The organism is Phaeobacter inhibens DSM 16374 (genome assembly GCF_000473105.1).
GTDB classification, from domain to species: Bacteria; Pseudomonadota; Alphaproteobacteria; order Rhodobacterales; family Rhodobacteraceae; genus Phaeobacter; species Phaeobacter inhibens.
In genome coordinates this window covers 1,475,802-1,490,369 of sequence record NZ_KI421498.1, presented here as the reverse complement: position 1 = coordinate 1,490,369, position 14,568 = coordinate 1,475,802, and the positions used below count along the sequence as shown (strand labels likewise).

Annotated in this window: 11 protein-coding genes; 5 read left to right on the top strand and 6 right to left on the bottom strand. The window is 60.0% G+C overall.

The window, feature by feature from the left end; all coding sequences use genetic code 11:
- Positions 1-9: 9 nt before the first annotated feature.
- The 3 genes from INHI_RS0110840 to INHI_RS0110830 all read right to left on the bottom strand — a co-directional run bounded on the left by INHI_RS0110840 (position 10) and on the right by INHI_RS0110830 (position 3,831).
- Positions 10-981, bottom strand: a complete 972-nt coding sequence (locus tag INHI_RS0110840) for an ABC transporter permease (protein WP_014874127.1) — start codon at positions 979-981, stop codon at positions 10-12.
- Positions 974-1,981 carry an ABC transporter permease gene (locus INHI_RS0110835; protein WP_014874128.1) on the bottom strand — a complete coding sequence of 336 codons (1,008 nt, stop codon included), beginning with the start codon at positions 1,979-1,981 and terminating at the stop codon, positions 974-976. Before INHI_RS0110835 ends, INHI_RS0110840 begins: the two co-directional genes overlap by 8 nt.
- Before the next feature lie 149 nt (positions 1,982-2,130).
- Positions 2,131-3,831, bottom strand: a complete 1,701-nt coding sequence (locus INHI_RS0110830; protein WP_014874129.1) for a peptide ABC transporter substrate-binding protein — start codon at positions 3,829-3,831, stop codon at positions 2,131-2,133.
- A gap of 330 nt (positions 3,832-4,161) precedes the next feature.
- Between INHI_RS0110830 and INHI_RS0110825 the strand changes: the two genes are divergently transcribed.
- The 5 genes from INHI_RS0110825 (at position 4,162) to INHI_RS0110805 (ending at position 10,974) form a co-directional block, all read left to right on the top strand.
- Positions 4,162-5,982: an ABC transporter ATP-binding protein gene (locus INHI_RS0110825; RefSeq protein ID WP_014879565.1), complete on the top strand. Its 1,821-nt coding sequence runs from the start codon at positions 4,162-4,164 to the stop codon at positions 5,980-5,982.
- Positions 5,983-5,986: 4 nt separating this feature from the next.
- Positions 5,987-7,153 (top strand): acetylornithine deacetylase, encoded by a 1,167-nt coding sequence (gene argE / locus INHI_RS0110820; RefSeq protein ID WP_027247655.1) that lies wholly within the window; start codon positions 5,987-5,989, stop codon positions 7,151-7,153.
- A gap of 226 nt (positions 7,154-7,379) precedes the next feature.
- Positions 7,380-8,546, top strand: a complete 1,167-nt coding sequence (locus tag INHI_RS0110815; protein WP_027247654.1) for a M20 aminoacylase family protein — start codon at positions 7,380-7,382, stop codon at positions 8,544-8,546.
- A gap of 10 nt (positions 8,547-8,556) precedes the next feature.
- Positions 8,557-9,723 carry a M20 aminoacylase family protein gene (locus tag INHI_RS0110810; RefSeq protein ID WP_027247653.1) on the top strand — a complete coding sequence of 389 codons (1,167 nt, stop codon included), beginning with the start codon at positions 8,557-8,559 and terminating at the stop codon, positions 9,721-9,723.
- Positions 9,724-9,810: 87 nt separating this feature from the next.
- Complete coding sequence (locus INHI_RS0110805) at positions 9,811-10,974, top strand: M20 aminoacylase family protein (RefSeq protein ID WP_014879569.1); 1,164 nt, start codon at positions 9,811-9,813, stop codon at positions 10,972-10,974.
- Positions 10,975-11,071: 97 nt separating this feature from the next.
- On the opposite strand, the gene INHI_RS0110800 is transcribed toward INHI_RS0110805, so the two are convergent.
- Genes INHI_RS0110800 through moaA form a run of 3 tightly spaced genes read right to left on the bottom strand, consistent with a single transcriptional unit; the run spans position 11,072 to position 14,481 of the window.
- Positions 11,072-12,115, bottom strand: coding sequence for a glycosyltransferase family 4 protein (locus INHI_RS0110800; RefSeq protein ID WP_027247652.1), 1,044 nt, complete (start codon positions 12,113-12,115; stop codon positions 11,072-11,074).
- Positions 12,116-12,128: 13 nt separating this feature from the next.
- On the bottom strand, positions 12,129-13,472 hold the full coding sequence (locus INHI_RS0110795; protein WP_027247651.1) for a 3-deoxy-D-manno-octulosonic acid transferase: 1,344 nt from the start codon (positions 13,470-13,472) through the stop codon (positions 12,129-12,131).
- Between the two features lies 1 nt (position 13,473).
- Positions 13,474-14,481 carry a GTP 3',8-cyclase MoaA gene (gene moaA / locus INHI_RS0110790; protein WP_014879572.1) on the bottom strand — a complete coding sequence of 336 codons (1,008 nt, stop codon included), beginning with the start codon at positions 14,479-14,481 and terminating at the stop codon, positions 13,474-13,476.
- Positions 14,482-14,568: the final 87 nt, after the last annotated feature.

Genomic DNA, 14,568 nt, shown 5'->3' with positions numbered 1-14,568 from the left:
GTGGGGGGCTCAGCGGCCCCGGATCCGCGGATCCAGCGCATCACGCAGACCGTCTCCAAGGTAGTTGACGCTCAGCACGGTCATGGAAATCGCCATGCCGGGCCAGAACACCCGCTCGGGATACTGCTGAAGATAGTCCGTCGCATCATAGAGCAGGCGGCCCCATGTGGGGAAATCCGGCGGGAAGCCAAGGCCGAGGAAGGACAAAGCCGACTCGGTGATGATGGCGGTCGCAATCCCCAGTGTGGCCGAGACCATGATGGGCGACAGCACATTGGGCAGAATGTGACGCGAGATCAGCTTGGTGTTGGTGGTCCCGATGGAGCGCGCGGCCAGCACGAACTCGCGTTCCTTGATCGCCAGCACATCGCCCCGCACAATCCGTGCGGTGGGCATCCAACTGGTGATGCCGATGGAGGCCACGATCAGGATGAAAATCCCCTGTTCCGGTCCAAAGGTTGCGTTCAGCGGCTCGCGGAACAGCAGCATCATGACCAACAGCAGTGGCAGCAGAGGCAGCGCCAGGAACAGATCAGTCAGACGCATCAGCGGGCCGTCGAGCCGTTTGAAAAACCCCGCCATCACGCCAACCAGCGAACCAAGGAACAAGGCCAGCAGCATTGCAGTCAGACCAACCGAAACAGATGTCGCCCCCCCTGCCATCATCCGGGCCAGCATGTCGCGCCCCAGCTGATCGGTACCAAAGGGGTGCGCCCAGCTGGGGCCTTGGTTACGTGCGCGAATATCAATGCGCGTGGCATCGATGTCCCAGAAAAACGGTCCAAGATAAACCGTCAGTACAATCAGCAGGAACAAGGCCCCGCCAAGCATAGCGCCCTTGTGCGATTTGAACTGATCCCACACATCCAGCCATTGGCTGCGGGGCGGTTGGTCCAGCTCTTCCATCACACCTGCGGCGGGCAGGGCGGTGGAGGCGGGGGCAATCCCTTCGTCGGGAACCAGACGGTCCTTATCAGTCATAGCGGATCCTCGGGTCTAGAATGCCATAGAGCACGTCTGCGATCAGGTTGAAGAGAACAATCAGCACCGCGAAGATGAAGGTCAGTGTCTGCACCATCGGCAGGTCGTTGGCCTCAATCGCGCCGATCAGCAGCTGACCGATGCCGTTCACCTTGAACACCTGTTCAGTGATGATGGCGCCGCCGAAGATCGCGGGAATGCCCAAGGCAATCACGGTGACCACGGGAATCATTGAATTGCGCAGCACATGGACCATCACAACCACATATTCGCTGAGGCCCTTGGCGCGGGCGGTGCGGACGTAATCCTGGTTGAGGTTGTCCAGCATCGACGCGCGCATGAAGCGGCTGAGCTGTGCGGTGATTTGCAAGGCCAGAACCATGACCGGCATGACCATCTGTTGCAGCTGTTTGACGAAGGAGTCCCAACTGTTCACCACATGAGTGGTGTCATAGATGGAGGGGAACCAACCAAGCTGAACCGAGAAAATCACGATCACCAATACGCCGGAGAAGAACGGCGGCACCGAGAAGCCGACCATCGACACAAAGGTGCCGACCTGATCGAACCAGCTGTACTGGCGGTAGGCCGAATAAATGCCGATAGGCAGGGCGATGGCGATCGCCACCAGATAGGCAGTGCCCACAACCCAGAGGGTCTGCGGCATGCGCTGCACAACGATATCCATCACTGGCGAGCGGGTCTGCCAGGAGATCACGCGCAGGTCACCGGCTGAAAAGCTGGTGCCAAAATAATGGTCGATCAGAACCTGAGGTTCGATCCAGAAGAACTGTACGATCCATTTCCAGAATCGGATATGCGCGGGTTGGCCAAGGCCAAGCGCCTCACGCATCTTTTCTTTGACTTCGGGGGGGACGGTCAGAGGGACCTGAGCCATCGGGTCACCGGGCGCGAGTTCAAGCAGCAAAAAGATAACAAGGCTGATGAACAGAAGCGTCGGAACCGACAGGACAAGGCGTCTGATTGTAAAGGTCAGCATCCAGTAGGCGCCTTTGCAATTGGAAGAATGGGGTGGAACTGGGCGGTCTTTTGCCTGAGATCCATTTCTGGCCGATGCAATGACGTCATTCGGACGTAAATGGCAAGAGGCCCCGGCGCGTTACCGGGGCCACTGCAGGCGTTAGACGCTTACTCGGTGCGGTGCCAGTCAGCTGCGTTCCACAGCTCGGTGTCCCAGACGTTCAGATCCACGCCACCCAGGGTGTTGGAGCGCGCGGACAGACGGCCACGGTGAACCAGTGGAATCATGCCACCTTTTTCGACAATGATATCGTTCAGGCGCTTGGCGATTTCCGCACGCGCTTCCAGACCAGCCGTTTGGGACAGTTCGGCGTGCAGCTTGTCGAATTCCTCGTCGCAGAAGCGGGAGATGTTCTCACCCTGCCACTGGCTGTCAGGACGCGGTGCCTTGTCGCACAGACCGTTGCCCAGATAGGACTGCGGGTCGGTGCCGTTGAAGGTGTTGGCGTACATTTCGACGTCAGCATAGAACTTCTGGAAGGTGTCGGGGGAACCCGGATCACCACCGAAGAAGACCGAAGAGTTGATGTTGCGCAGCTCGGTTTCAATGCCGATTTCGCTCCACCACTGTTTGATCAGCGCCTGGAAATCCTGACGCACAGCGTTGGTCGATGTCTGGTACAGGATCTTCATTGGCTTGCCGTCGGGTGTTTCCCGCACGCCATCACCGTTGGTGTCCTTGTAGCCCGCTTCGTCCAGCATTGCGTTTGCGGCGGCGATGTCTTGAGTCGAGCAGTCGAAGGTATCCGACGCAAAGGCTGCAGGGGCAGGAACCCAGTTACAGCCGACTTTGCCTGCCTTGCCATAACCGATTTCCACCAGCAGCGGACGGTCGATGGCCAGAGACAGGGCTTTGTAGACCGCAGGATCGCTAAGGAACGGATGCGGGCGGATCACCGAACGCTCATCCGGGCCAAGCGCCGGATCGGGGTTGGTGTTGTTCAGCATGATACGTTCAACCAGAGGGCCAAAGCCCGCGACTGGCACGCCTTTGCCGCCGGTTTCCATCTGCGCGATGACTTCGGGGGCCAGCTGGAGATTCCAGGCGTAGTCGAACTCACCAGTTTCCATAACGGCACGACCGGCTGCGGTTGCGTCGCCGCCACCTTTGAACAGAACCTTGGCAAAGGCAGGCTTCGCCGGATCACGGTAGTTGGTGTTGGCCGACATGGTGATCACGTCATTGGGCTTGAACTCATCCACCACAAACGGACCGGTGCCGATGGGCGCAAAGTTGGCGGTGGTGCATTCAGGCGCTTTGGCGCCGACGCAATCAGCAAACTGCGCAGCCTGGATGATCGGGCTTTCGCCGCCCACAAACGGGCCATAAGGGAAGGGAGTCGGTTTGTCGAAGGTGACCTTGACGGTCAGATCATCAACAGCCTCGACGTTGGTGACGCCTTCGAATTTGGTGACCTGTGCGCAGCCGCCTTCGGGGTGCATGCAGTAGTCAGCGGTGAATTTCACATCCTTGGAGGTGAAAGGCGTGCCATCGGACCAAAGAAGGCCGGGCTTGATTTTCCAGGTGATCGAAGTGAGATCTTCGCTCACGCCGCCATTGTCGACAGTGGGGATCTCTTCAACCAGATATGGGACCATTTCGCCCTGTGGGTCGTAGCGTGCGAGCGGTTCGATCACCAACGACGCCGATTCCACATCCTTGGTACCGCCCGACAGGAACGGGTTCAGGATGGACGGGGCTTGCCAATAAATAATGTTTACCTGGCCGTCCGATCCCCGTTCGGCAAAGGCTGCGGGGGCAAGCGCGGCTGACGCAATTGCACCCAGCAAAAGGGTCTTGATTTTCATAATTCACTCCTTGTCGGACACGTATGTGCCTTCTTTATGACCGGGTTTGTTGCACCCCGGAGATTTGCCACATCGCTGTGGTCTGTGCGTTTGAGCACGCGGTCTCCGCCGGGTTGTGGCTGCGATCACGTTACCGCGATCATGGCTTGCAACCGGAGGCAGGCGTGGCTGCACTATCGGTATCGAATACAGACTTCTGCCAAATTGCAAGACTTGCAGCCGAGAAAAAATCGCGCAGGCTCTGGCCGTGGGTTTGACGGGGTCAGCGCAGGTGCGTACACCTTTCTGTTAACGCCATCGAAAAAAGAAGAACACGAAGGGGACGTCACGGTGCTGGATCAACCAATCGCGCAAATCAAAGGGCTCCGGGTGGAGTTTCAGACCAAAGACGGCCCGGTGGTGGGCGTCAAGGATGTCTCCTTTGATGTTAATCCCGGCGAAACCGTTTGCATCGTTGGCGAATCCGGGTCTGGCAAATCTGTGTCCTCGCTATCGCTGATGCGTCTGGTTGAGTTTGGTGGCGGTGATATTACGTCAGGGCAGCTGCTGTTTGATCGCCGCGACGGGAGCGAAGTTGACCTTGGGAAAACCGACCAGTCGCTGATGAAACAGATTCGGGGCAATGAGATCGGGATGATCTTTCAGGAGCCGATGACCGCGCTGAACCCGGTGTTCACCGTTGGCCGTCAGCTGACCGAAGGGCTGCGCGTCCACAAGAACATGACCAAAAAAGAGGCGGAAACCCGGGCTCTGGAGCTGTTGCGTGAGGTGCGGATCCCTGAGCCGGAACGCCGTCTGAAGCAATACCCGCATGAACTATCCGGCGGTATGCGCCAGCGGGTCGTGATTGCGATGGCAATGGCCTGTGAGCCGCGCCTGCTGATCGCGGACGAGCCGACAACCGCTTTGGATGTTACCATCCAGGCCGAAATTCTCGCTCTGATGGACCGTCTAAAGCGGGAAACTGGCACCGCGGTGATGTTTATCACCCACGATATGGCCGTCGTGGCGCAGATGGCAGACCGTGTGGTTGTCATGTTCCGTGGCAACAAAGTCGAAGAGGGTACGGTCAACGAGATCTTCGAAAACCCGCAGCATGACTACACTAAATCTCTGTTGGCCGCGGTTCCGAAGCTGGGCGAGATGCGCGGCAAGGACTATCCCGAGCCGATGAAGCTGATGGGCGTAGAGCAGCAGGAGATTGCCCCAATCAAAGGCAGCGACGAGGTGCTTCTGGAGGTGCGCAACCTGGTGACGCGTTTCCCCGTCAAGGGGGGCATCCTGCGTCGCACAGTGGCTAATGTGCATGCGGTCGAGGATGTGTCCTTCAAGGTGTTCAAGGGGCAGACCCTGTCGCTGGTTGGTGAATCCGGCTGCGGCAAATCTTCTGCCGGTCGGTCCCTCCTGCGATTGGTGGAGCCGCAATCCGGGGCGGTGGAATTCGAAGGCCGCGATATCCTCGGCCTGAACCAGAGCGAGCTGCACAAGGCGCGGCTTGATATGCAGATGATTTTTCAGGATCCCTTTGCCTCCCTCAACCCGCAGATGCAGCTGCTGGATCAGGTGGCGGAACCGATGCGCAACTACGGTTTGGCTTCTGGGTCCGAGTTGCAGGACCGGGTTGCCAACCTGTTTGACCGGGTGCATCTGCCGCGCAGCTTCATGCGCCGGTATCCGCATGAGATGTCCGGTGGTCAACGTCAGCGAATCGCCATTGCCCGCGCCCTTGCACTCAATCCGAAACTGATTGTCGCGGATGAGGCGGTGTCGGCGCTGGACGTGTCCGTGCAGGCGCAGGTGCTTAATCTGATGATGGAACTTCAGGCCGAACTGGGGCTGTCGTTCCTGTTTATCAGCCATGATATGGCCGTTGTTGAACGGGTCAGCCATCAGGTTGGCGTGATGTATCTGGGCCGCATTGTCGAACTCGGACCGCGGGCGCGCGTGTTTGAGAACCCACAGCACGCCTACACGCAGGCCTTGATGAAGGCGGTTCCGATTGCTGATCCCAACCAGCGCAAATCGGAGAAGGATCTGAATTTCAAACCGATTCCGTCGCCGATCCACGATCTGAACTATCAGCCCGAACCCTCGCAGTACATTGAGGTGGAACCGGGGCATTTTGTTCTGACCACGGATAGCGGTTACTAAGCGCATGGCAGACCAGCTCACCCCGCTGGAGATCATGACCAAGCTGATCTCCTTTCCCACCGTCAGCAGCGAAACCAACCTGCCATTGGTGGATTGGGTTGAGGGCTATCTTGCCAGCCACGGCATCACTGCGCACCGCTGGGTCGATCCCGATCAGCCGCACAAGGCCGCGGTCTTTGCCCATGTCGGCCCCGACGTTGAAGGGGCGGTGGTGCTGTCAGGGCATACAGATGTTGTGCCGATTGAGGGGCAGCCCTGGGATAGCGATCCCTTCACCGTGGTGGAGCGGGACGGGAAATATTTCGGTCGCGGCACCTGCGATATGAAAGGCTTTGACGCCTTGGCGATCTGGGCCTTGGTCGCGGCGCACCACCGTGGTGTCGCGCGGCCTTTGCAGCTTGCGCTCAGCTTTGATGAGGAGGTGGGCTGCACCGGCGCACCGCCGATGATTGTCGCGATGCAGGACGTTTTGCCCAAGGGATCCTGCGTCATCGTTGGTGAGCCTTCGGTGATGCGCCCGGTGACCGGGCACAAGGGCGGCATCGGCTACAGCACCCACCTAGTAGGCTTTGAGGTGCACAGCTCGCTCATGCACACTGGTGTCAGCGCCATCATGCAAGGCGCCCGGCTGATCGATTGGGCCAATGGGCGCAATGCTGAGAATATGGCCAAGACGCCAGATGACGTGGCAGCGCTGTTCACGCCGCCATTCACCACCTGTCATGTCGGGATGATTAATGGCGGCACTGCCCATAACATCACTGCCAAGGATTGCCGTTTCGTAATGGATTTCCGGGTTGTTCCCGGCGAATCTGCCGCCGAATGGGAAGCAGCCTATCTGGCCAAGGTGCGCGATATTGAGGCGGAGATGCAGGCGGTCCATCCAGACACCCGTATCGATGTCAGCAAGAAGTTCAACGTGCCGGGTCTTGTTCCCGAGGTCGAGGGCGAAGCCGAAACTCTGGTGCGCGCGCTCACCGGTGACAATGGCACCCATGTGGTGAGCTATGGCACCGAGGCCGGACAGTTTCAGGAGGCGGGCTATTCCGCTGTGATCTGTGGACCCGGTGATATCGCGCAGGCTCATCAGCCGAATGAGTATATCGATGTGTCGCAGTTCAATGCAGGCCACCGGTTCATGCAGCAGCTGATTGACAGGTTCGCAATCTGAGGTCTGGTCAGCGTAGTTTCGGGATGCTCTGCTTGGGCTGATCATGGCCGATGGCGATCTGCTTGCACCTCATTACTTGATAAGGCAAGTTTTCTGAATGAGAGTGGCCGCAGACCTTACCGTTGATGCGGCTGTCCGCCTGTTCGCACCCTTGGACGTCGTGTTTTAACGGCGCAAGCAGCCAGCAACGCAGCTGGGGCCGCGGACCAATACTAGGGAGATGCCAATGCCGATCAAGAATCGCCTGTCCGAAATGCACGCTGAGATCACCGGCTGGCGGCGTCACCTGCATCAGATTCCGGAGCTGCTTTATGAGGTGCATAAGACAGCGGCCTTTGTCGAGGAGAAGCTCCGCAGCTTTGGTATCACAGACATCACCACCGGGATTGGCCGGACCGGTGTTGTCGCTGTGATCGAGGGCAAGGCGAACACCTCTGGCCGGGTCATTGGCCTGCGCGCGGATATGGATGCCCTGCCGATAACCGAGGCGACCGGGCTGGATTATGCCTCCCAAACGCCGGGGCTGATGCATGCCTGCGGTCATGATGGTCACACCTCGATCCTGCTCGGTACCGCCAAATATCTGGCCGAGACCCGCAACTTCGACGGCAAGGTGGTGCTGATCTTCCAGCCCGCTGAAGAAGGCGGTGCCGGGGGCAAGGCGATGTGTGACGATGGCATGATGGATCGCTGGGGTATTCAGGAAGTCTATGGCCTTCATAATGCGCCGGGCATTCCTGTGGGCGAATTTGCCATTCGCCCGGGGCCGCTGCTGGCCTCTTCCGATGAATTCGAGATCATCGTGACCGGTGTTGGCGGCCATGCCGCAACCCCGCATGAGGCGATTGATACCACTCTGGTCGCCTCGCAGATCGTGGTGTCGCTGCATTCAATCGTTTCGCGCAATATCGACCCGTTGAAACATGTCGTACTGACGGTCGGTACCTTTGAAACGGATAGCACCGCGTCCAACGTCATTGCGCACACGGCCCGCTTGCAAGGCACTGTGCGCACGTTGGAGACTGAATGCAGAGGGCAGGCTGAGATCCGCGTGCGCCGCATCGCGGAAGATGTGGCTTCCGCCTATGGGGCCAAGGCTGAGATGATCTGGACACCGGGCTATCCGGTGACAGTCAATACCGAAGCTGAGACAGGCTACGCGGTTGAGGCGGCACGCGCAGTGGCAGCCAAGGTCACGGATGATACTGACCCGATCATGCCATCAGAGGATTTCGCCTATATGCTGGAAGAGCGTCCGGGCGCCTATATCTTCCTCGGCAACGGGGACACCGCCATGTGCCACCATCCGGCCTATGATTTCGACGATGAAGCGATCCCGCTGGGGTGCAGCTGGTTTGCCGAACTGGTCGAACGACGTATGCCCGCAGCCTGAGGATGACCCGATGCCCGTGAAGAACCGCTTTGCTGAAATGCACGCCGAAATCACCGCCTGGCGTCGGGATATCCATCAGAACCCCGAGATCCTCTACGAGACGCACCGCACCAGCGCGTCGGTCGCCGAGAAGCTGCGCACCTTTGGCTGTGACGAGGTGGTGACGGGCATCGGCCGGACCGGTGTTGTCGGGGTGATCCGGGGCCGCAGCGATACCCAAAACCGGGCGATTGGTCTGCGCGCCGATATGGACGCGCTCCCTATGGCAGAGGACACCGGCCTGCCGCATGCATCGCAGATTGAGGGCGCGATGCACGCCTGCGGCCATGACGGTCATACTGCGATGCTGCTGGGGGCTGCGAAATACCTTGCGGAGACCCGCAATTTCGATGGCACTGCGGTAGTGATCTTTCAGCCAGCCGAAGAAGGTGGCAATGGTGCCGAGGCCATGTGCAAGGATGGCTTGATGGACCGATTCGGTATTGATGAGGTCTATGCCATCCACAATTCGCCGGGGTTGGAGCTGGGCAAATTCGCCTTGCGGCCCGGCCCGATCCTGGCCTCCGTCGATGAGTTCATCATCCGTCTTCAGGGGCGTGGCGGCCATGCTGCCAAACCACAGGAAACCGCCGATACCACCGTGATGATGTGCCAGTTGATTACTGCCCTGCAATCCATCGTGTCGCGGAACGTCGATCCGGTGATGCAGGCCGTTCTGTCGGTCACCTCGGCAGAAACGTCATCGAAGGCCTATAACGTCATTCCCGACCGTGCCGAGGTAAAAGGCACCATTCGCACGCATTCTCCGGACGTTCGGGCGCAAATCCCGGAGCGGCTGCGTGCGGTGACTGCCGGTATCGCGCTGACCTTTGGCGGCTCTGCAGAGGTGGAGTTCGTGAACGGTGTCCCGGTAACCATCAATGATGCGGAGGCTACCGGTCATGCTCACGCTGCTGCACTGGCAGTGGCGGGTGACTGTGAGGAGGTCGCGCTGGCCATGGGTGGTGAGGACTTCTCCTTCATGCTGGAGGAACGCCCCGGTGCAATGATCCGCGTCGGCAATGGCCCCTCGGCAGGTCTGCATCACCCAGCCTATGACTTCAACGACGATGCCATCCCGGCCGGATGCAGCTGGTTCGTCACCCTGATCGAACAGCGCCTGCCGCTGCCCCGATAGGCCCTGCAGCCTGCATCAACCATTATTTAACTGAAAACCGCGTGGACCAAGATTGGCAGCGCATTGATAGAGAAAAAGGACCTTAACATGCCTGTGAAGAACCGTTTCGCCGAACTGCAAAGCGAAGTCACCGCCTGGCGCCGTGACATCCATGAAAACCCCGAAATCCTGTTTGAGACCCATCGCACCAGCGCTTTGGTCGCTGAGAAGCTGAAAGAATTCGGCTGCGATGAGATTGTCACCGGCATTGGCCGGACCGGTGTTGTGGGCGTGATCAAGGGCAAGTCTGACAGCTCCGGCAAGGTCATCGGCCTGCGCGCCGATATGGACGCATTGCCGATCCATGAACAGACCGGTCTGGAATATGCCTCCAAGACAGATGGCGCGATGCACGCCTGTGGCCATGACGGTCACACTGCGATGCTGCTGGGGGCGGCCAAATACCTGTCTGAGACCCGCAATTTCGACGGTACTGTTGTGGTGATTTTCCAGCCGGCCGAAGAAGGCGGTGGCGGCGGCAAGGAAATGTGCGACGACGGCATGATGGATCGCTGGAACATCCAGGAGGTCTACGGCATGCACAACTGGCCGGGCCGTCCGGTGGGCTCCTTCGCGATCCGTCCGGGTGCTTTCTTTGCAGCGACGGACCAGTTCGACATCACCTTTGAAGGGCGCGGCGGTCACGCGGCGAAGCCTCAGGAGACCATCGACACGACCGTGATGTCAGCGCAGGCCGTGCTGGCGTTGCAAACCATCGCCTCGCGCAACGCAGACCCCGTGCATCAGATCGTGGTTTCGGTGACCTCGTTTGAGACGTCCTCAAAGGCGTTCAACGTGATCCCGCAGAGCGTTCACATCAAGGGCACTGTGCGCACTATGTCGGGCGAGATGCGTGATCTGGCGGAGAAGCGGATCAATGAGATTTGCGACGGCATTGCTGCGACCTTTGGCGGTACAGCGGACGTGACCTACCACCGGGGCTATCCGGTGATGGTGAACCATGACGAACAGACCGAGTTTGCCGCAAAGGTGGCGCGGGATATCTCAGGTGGCTGTGATGATGCGCCACTGGTCATGGGCGGCGAAGATTTCGCCTTCATGCTGGAAGAGCGCCCCGGCGCCTATATTCTGGTTGGCAACGGCGACACCGCCGCCGTGCACCACCCGGAATATAACTTCAACGATGAGGCAATCCCCGCTGGGTGCAGCTGGTGGGCCGAAATTGTCGAACAGCGGATGCCCGCTGCCTGATAGCTGGAGCAAAAACAGCTAAAAAAGATCGCCTGTCCCGCTGTGGGCAGGCGATTTTTGTTTGGGATGATTGGGGCGCGTGACGGTCTACCCGGGTTTAGCCAGCGGACCAGAGTTGCTGATAAACAGCGTCGATTCCATCCGCCTCCGCACCGGCGCTGAAGGCGTGGACCGCCAAATCGCGACCAGCTTGTCCGCGCCGCGACAGTTCTTTGGGTGACGACAGCAACTGTCCTGCGGCCTGTGCCGCTGCGTCTGCGGCTTCCAATGGCACCACGGTACCTACGGTCCCCTGCGCCGAAAACGCACCATAATACCCGGTATCAGAGCCGACAAATGGCACAGCGCTGGCCAGACCTTCTAACGGGGCCATGCCGTAGCCTTCGTAACGGGGCAGTTGCATTACCAGCGACAAGGCTCGCATCACCCTCGGCAGGTCGCTGGCGGAGATTTCGCCCGGAAACAGAATACGTTCGCCAAGGCCCGCTGCGGCGATCCTTGCCTGCAAGCCTTTCAAAAACCCTTGATGCTCCCGCGCTGCGCGCCCAATCACCAGTGCCACTGTGCCGGGGTGGTCCGGCAACAGACGCAGCATAGCGTCAACAAACAGGTCGGTGCCTTTCTCCGGGCGAATGCGCCCGATTGTGGCAATCCCCTGCTGGCCGCCATAGCCAAGTGCGGCCCACGCGGAGGTGCGGTTCTCCGCCGGTGTGAAGACATCGGTATCGACTCCGTGCGGCACCACAGCGCGCACATGGGGGACATAGGTTGCGGCGGCGTCAGTCGTGGCCACAACCGCATCCATGCGCGAGATCAGCCAGCGCGGAAACGCAGAATGCCGACGCTGCGCCGCCGAGGTGAAGACAATCCGAACCGGCAGGCGTAGGACGTCGCGTGCCCAGATTGCGGCACGCATCTCGGTGTTGCGCCGAACATGCCAGATCGCAAAGGGTTTGGCGGGATCATGGTGACGCGAGACCGCGCGAGCGGCGGCGATGCTGATCGGCTCCGGGCAGCCGGGCAGGGCGCGCCCCACCAGCGCCATATCATAACGACTGGCCTGCTGGCGGATCACATTGGCGGCGGTAGCTGAGACGCCGGTGAAATTGCGATTGAAATTGGTGACAAGAAGGTCGGCCATCTGACGGTTCCGATCAGTTGCTCGTGGACGGCGAGGTGAGCGCCAGATGGGTGATCAACAGGTCAACGACACCGTCAAGTGCTGCCGCCTGCGCCTCAACCACGCCGCGGGCAGCGGTGCGGGCGGTGTTTAGAGCTGCTTCGTCCGTCAACCAATGCTGGACCGCCCCGGCCAAAGATGAGGCGTCGCTGACCTCAACCGCACCACCCGCAGCGATCAGCGGTGGATAGGTCTCGGCAAAGTTGGAGTAGCCCGGGCCGGTGATTATGGCGGCCCCGGCCTGCGCCACTTCAAATGGGTTGTGCCCGCCGATCGGGGCAAGGGAGCCGCCGAGAAACACGATGGGCGACAGCGCATACCATGTCCCGACTTCGCCCAGCGTATCGGCCAGATAGACCTGCGTTTCGGGCGTGAGGGCGTCGCCCGCACTGCGACGGGCGACGCTGAGGCCCGCCTTTTTGATCAGCGCGATAACTTCTGTAGCGCGCTCCGGGTGACGGGGCGCCAGCAGCAGGCAGAGATCGGGGGTCTCGGCCAGCAGTGCTTTATGCGCGGCGATCACCGCTTCCTCTTCTCCACGATGGGTGGAACTCGCGACCCAGACCGGGCGTGTTCCCAGCTCGGCGCGAACAGAGCCAAGAACGGTCTGGTCAACGGGCAGCGGTGCGGACCCGGCCTTCAGGTTGCCGCTGGGATGCACGCAATCAGGAGGGGCGCCAAGGTCGATCAGGCTCTGGCCCATTTGCGGGTTCTGGCTGAGAAGCACATCAAAATGCTGCATTACAAAAGCTGCCGTCGCGGGCTTTGACGCCCACCGCGCGATGGAGCGGGCCGACAGCCGGGCGTTGACCAGCGCCAGCCGCACCCCAGACCGCTTGGCGGCATTGAGGGTCACCGGCCACAGCTCACTTTCGACAAAGAGCGCGGCGTCCGGCTGCCAATGGCGCAGAAAGCGGCCTACGGGGGCCGTAGCATCCAGCGGTGCAAACTGATGGCGACAATTGGCTGGCATACGCTTGGCCATCATTTCGGCGGAGGTGGCAGTGCCCGAAGTCAATAGAAACTCGGCGTCGGTCAGGCGGGGCGCCAATTTGTCGATCAGGCTCAGCGCCGCCAGGCTTTCGCCGACCGAGGCACCGTGAAACCATAGCAGCGGGGCTGGGCGACCATCCGGCGTATGGGGCACTGGGCGCGGCTCTGTTGGATAGCCCATCCGTTCGCGCTGGCGGGCAGCTGATACGCCGTGATCGGCGAGCCTGCCTGCAACTTTGCGATAGGCAAACGGTGCCAGCAACGCCGTGACAGCGCGGTAGAGGTGAAACAACAGCGGCGGTGCGCTGGTCTTGCGGCTGGTCATCTCAGCCGCCGGTATGGCTCATGTGGCGGGGCATTTGCCCGTCGAGTTTCTGCCGTGAATAGTCAAAGTCATGGCCCTTGGGTTTCAATGTGATCGCCGCACGGATCGCATTCTCCAGCGCCTGATCATTCCCAGGATGATCGCGCAGGGGGCCACGCAGGTCTGCCATGTCTTCCTGGCCCAGGCACATGTACAGCTCACCTGTGCAGGTCAGCCGCACACGGTTGCAACTTTCGCAGAAGTTATGCGAAAGCGGCGTGATGAAGCCGATTTTCTGGCCGGTTTCTTCCAGACGGACATAGCGTGCCGGCCCGCCTGTACGCTCTGCCAGATCGGTGACGCTGTAATGATCGTCATAAGCGCGGCGCACGTCTTTCAGCGACCAGTATTGACCCAGTCGGTTCTCATTCCCGATATCGCCCATTGGCATGACCTCGATCCAGGTGAGATCCATATCGCGTTCAGCGCACCATCTGGTGATCGCGGGTAGTTCGTCTTCGTTGAACCCCTTGAGAGCGACGGCATTGATCTTGATCCGCAGCCCGGCCTTCTGTGCCGCATCGATCCCTCGTAGGACCTGAGGCAGGCGGCCCCAACGGGTGATTTCGGCGAATTTATCCTCATCAATGGTGTCGAGCGAGACATTTACCCGCCGCACACCCGCATCATAGAGGTCCTGCGCGTATTTCTCCAGCTGCGAGCCATTGGTGGTCAGTGTCAGCTCTTTCAGGGCGCCGCTTTCGAGGTGCCGGGTCATGGAGCGGAAGAAAGTCATGATGCCGCGTCGTACCAGCGGCTCGCCCCCGGTGATCCGCAGCTTTTCTACACCAAGATTGACGAAGGTCGAACACATCCGGTCCAGCTCCTCCAGTGTCAGCAGTTCCTTCTTTGGCAGGAAGGTCATGTTTTCGGACATGCAGTAGACGCAGCGAAAATCGCAGCGGTCGGTGACCGAGACACGCAGATACGTGATGGCGCGGGCGAAGGGATCGATAAGCGGAGCAGTCATCCTTCTTAGGTAAAGCGGGGGCGGGCTTGCGGCAAGGGCTGAGTTTGGCCGAAACGGGGATTGCCGCTGGCAAAGCCGTGAGGTGAG

Coding starts and splice junctions, on each gene's coding strand:
- INHI_RS0110840 (WP_014874127.1), bottom strand. CDS start 981: ATGACTGATAAGGACCGTCTGGTTCCCGACGAAGGGATTGCCCCCGCC.
- INHI_RS0110835 (WP_014874128.1), bottom strand. CDS start 1,981: ATGCTGACCTTTACAATCAGACGCCTTGTCCTGTCGGTTCCGACGCTT.
- INHI_RS0110830 (WP_014874129.1), bottom strand. CDS start 3,831: ATGAAAATCAAGACCCTTTTGCTGGGTGCAATTGCGTCAGCCGCGCTT.
- argE (WP_027247655.1), top strand. CDS start 5,987: ATGGCAGACCAGCTCACCCCGCTGGAGATCATGACCAAGCTGATCTCC.
- INHI_RS0110815 (WP_027247654.1), top strand. CDS start 7,380: ATGCCGATCAAGAATCGCCTGTCCGAAATGCACGCTGAGATCACCGGC.
- INHI_RS0110810 (WP_027247653.1), top strand. CDS start 8,557: ATGCCCGTGAAGAACCGCTTTGCTGAAATGCACGCCGAAATCACCGCC.
- INHI_RS0110805 (WP_014879569.1), top strand. CDS start 9,811: ATGCCTGTGAAGAACCGTTTCGCCGAACTGCAAAGCGAAGTCACCGCC.
- INHI_RS0110800 (WP_027247652.1), bottom strand. CDS start 12,115: ATGGCCGACCTTCTTGTCACCAATTTCAATCGCAATTTCACCGGCGTC.
- INHI_RS0110795 (WP_027247651.1), bottom strand. CDS start 13,472: ATGACCAGCCGCAAGACCAGCGCACCGCCGCTGTTGTTTCACCTCTAC.
- moaA (WP_014879572.1), bottom strand. CDS start 14,481: ATGACTGCTCCGCTTATCGATCCCTTCGCCCGCGCCATCACGTATCTG.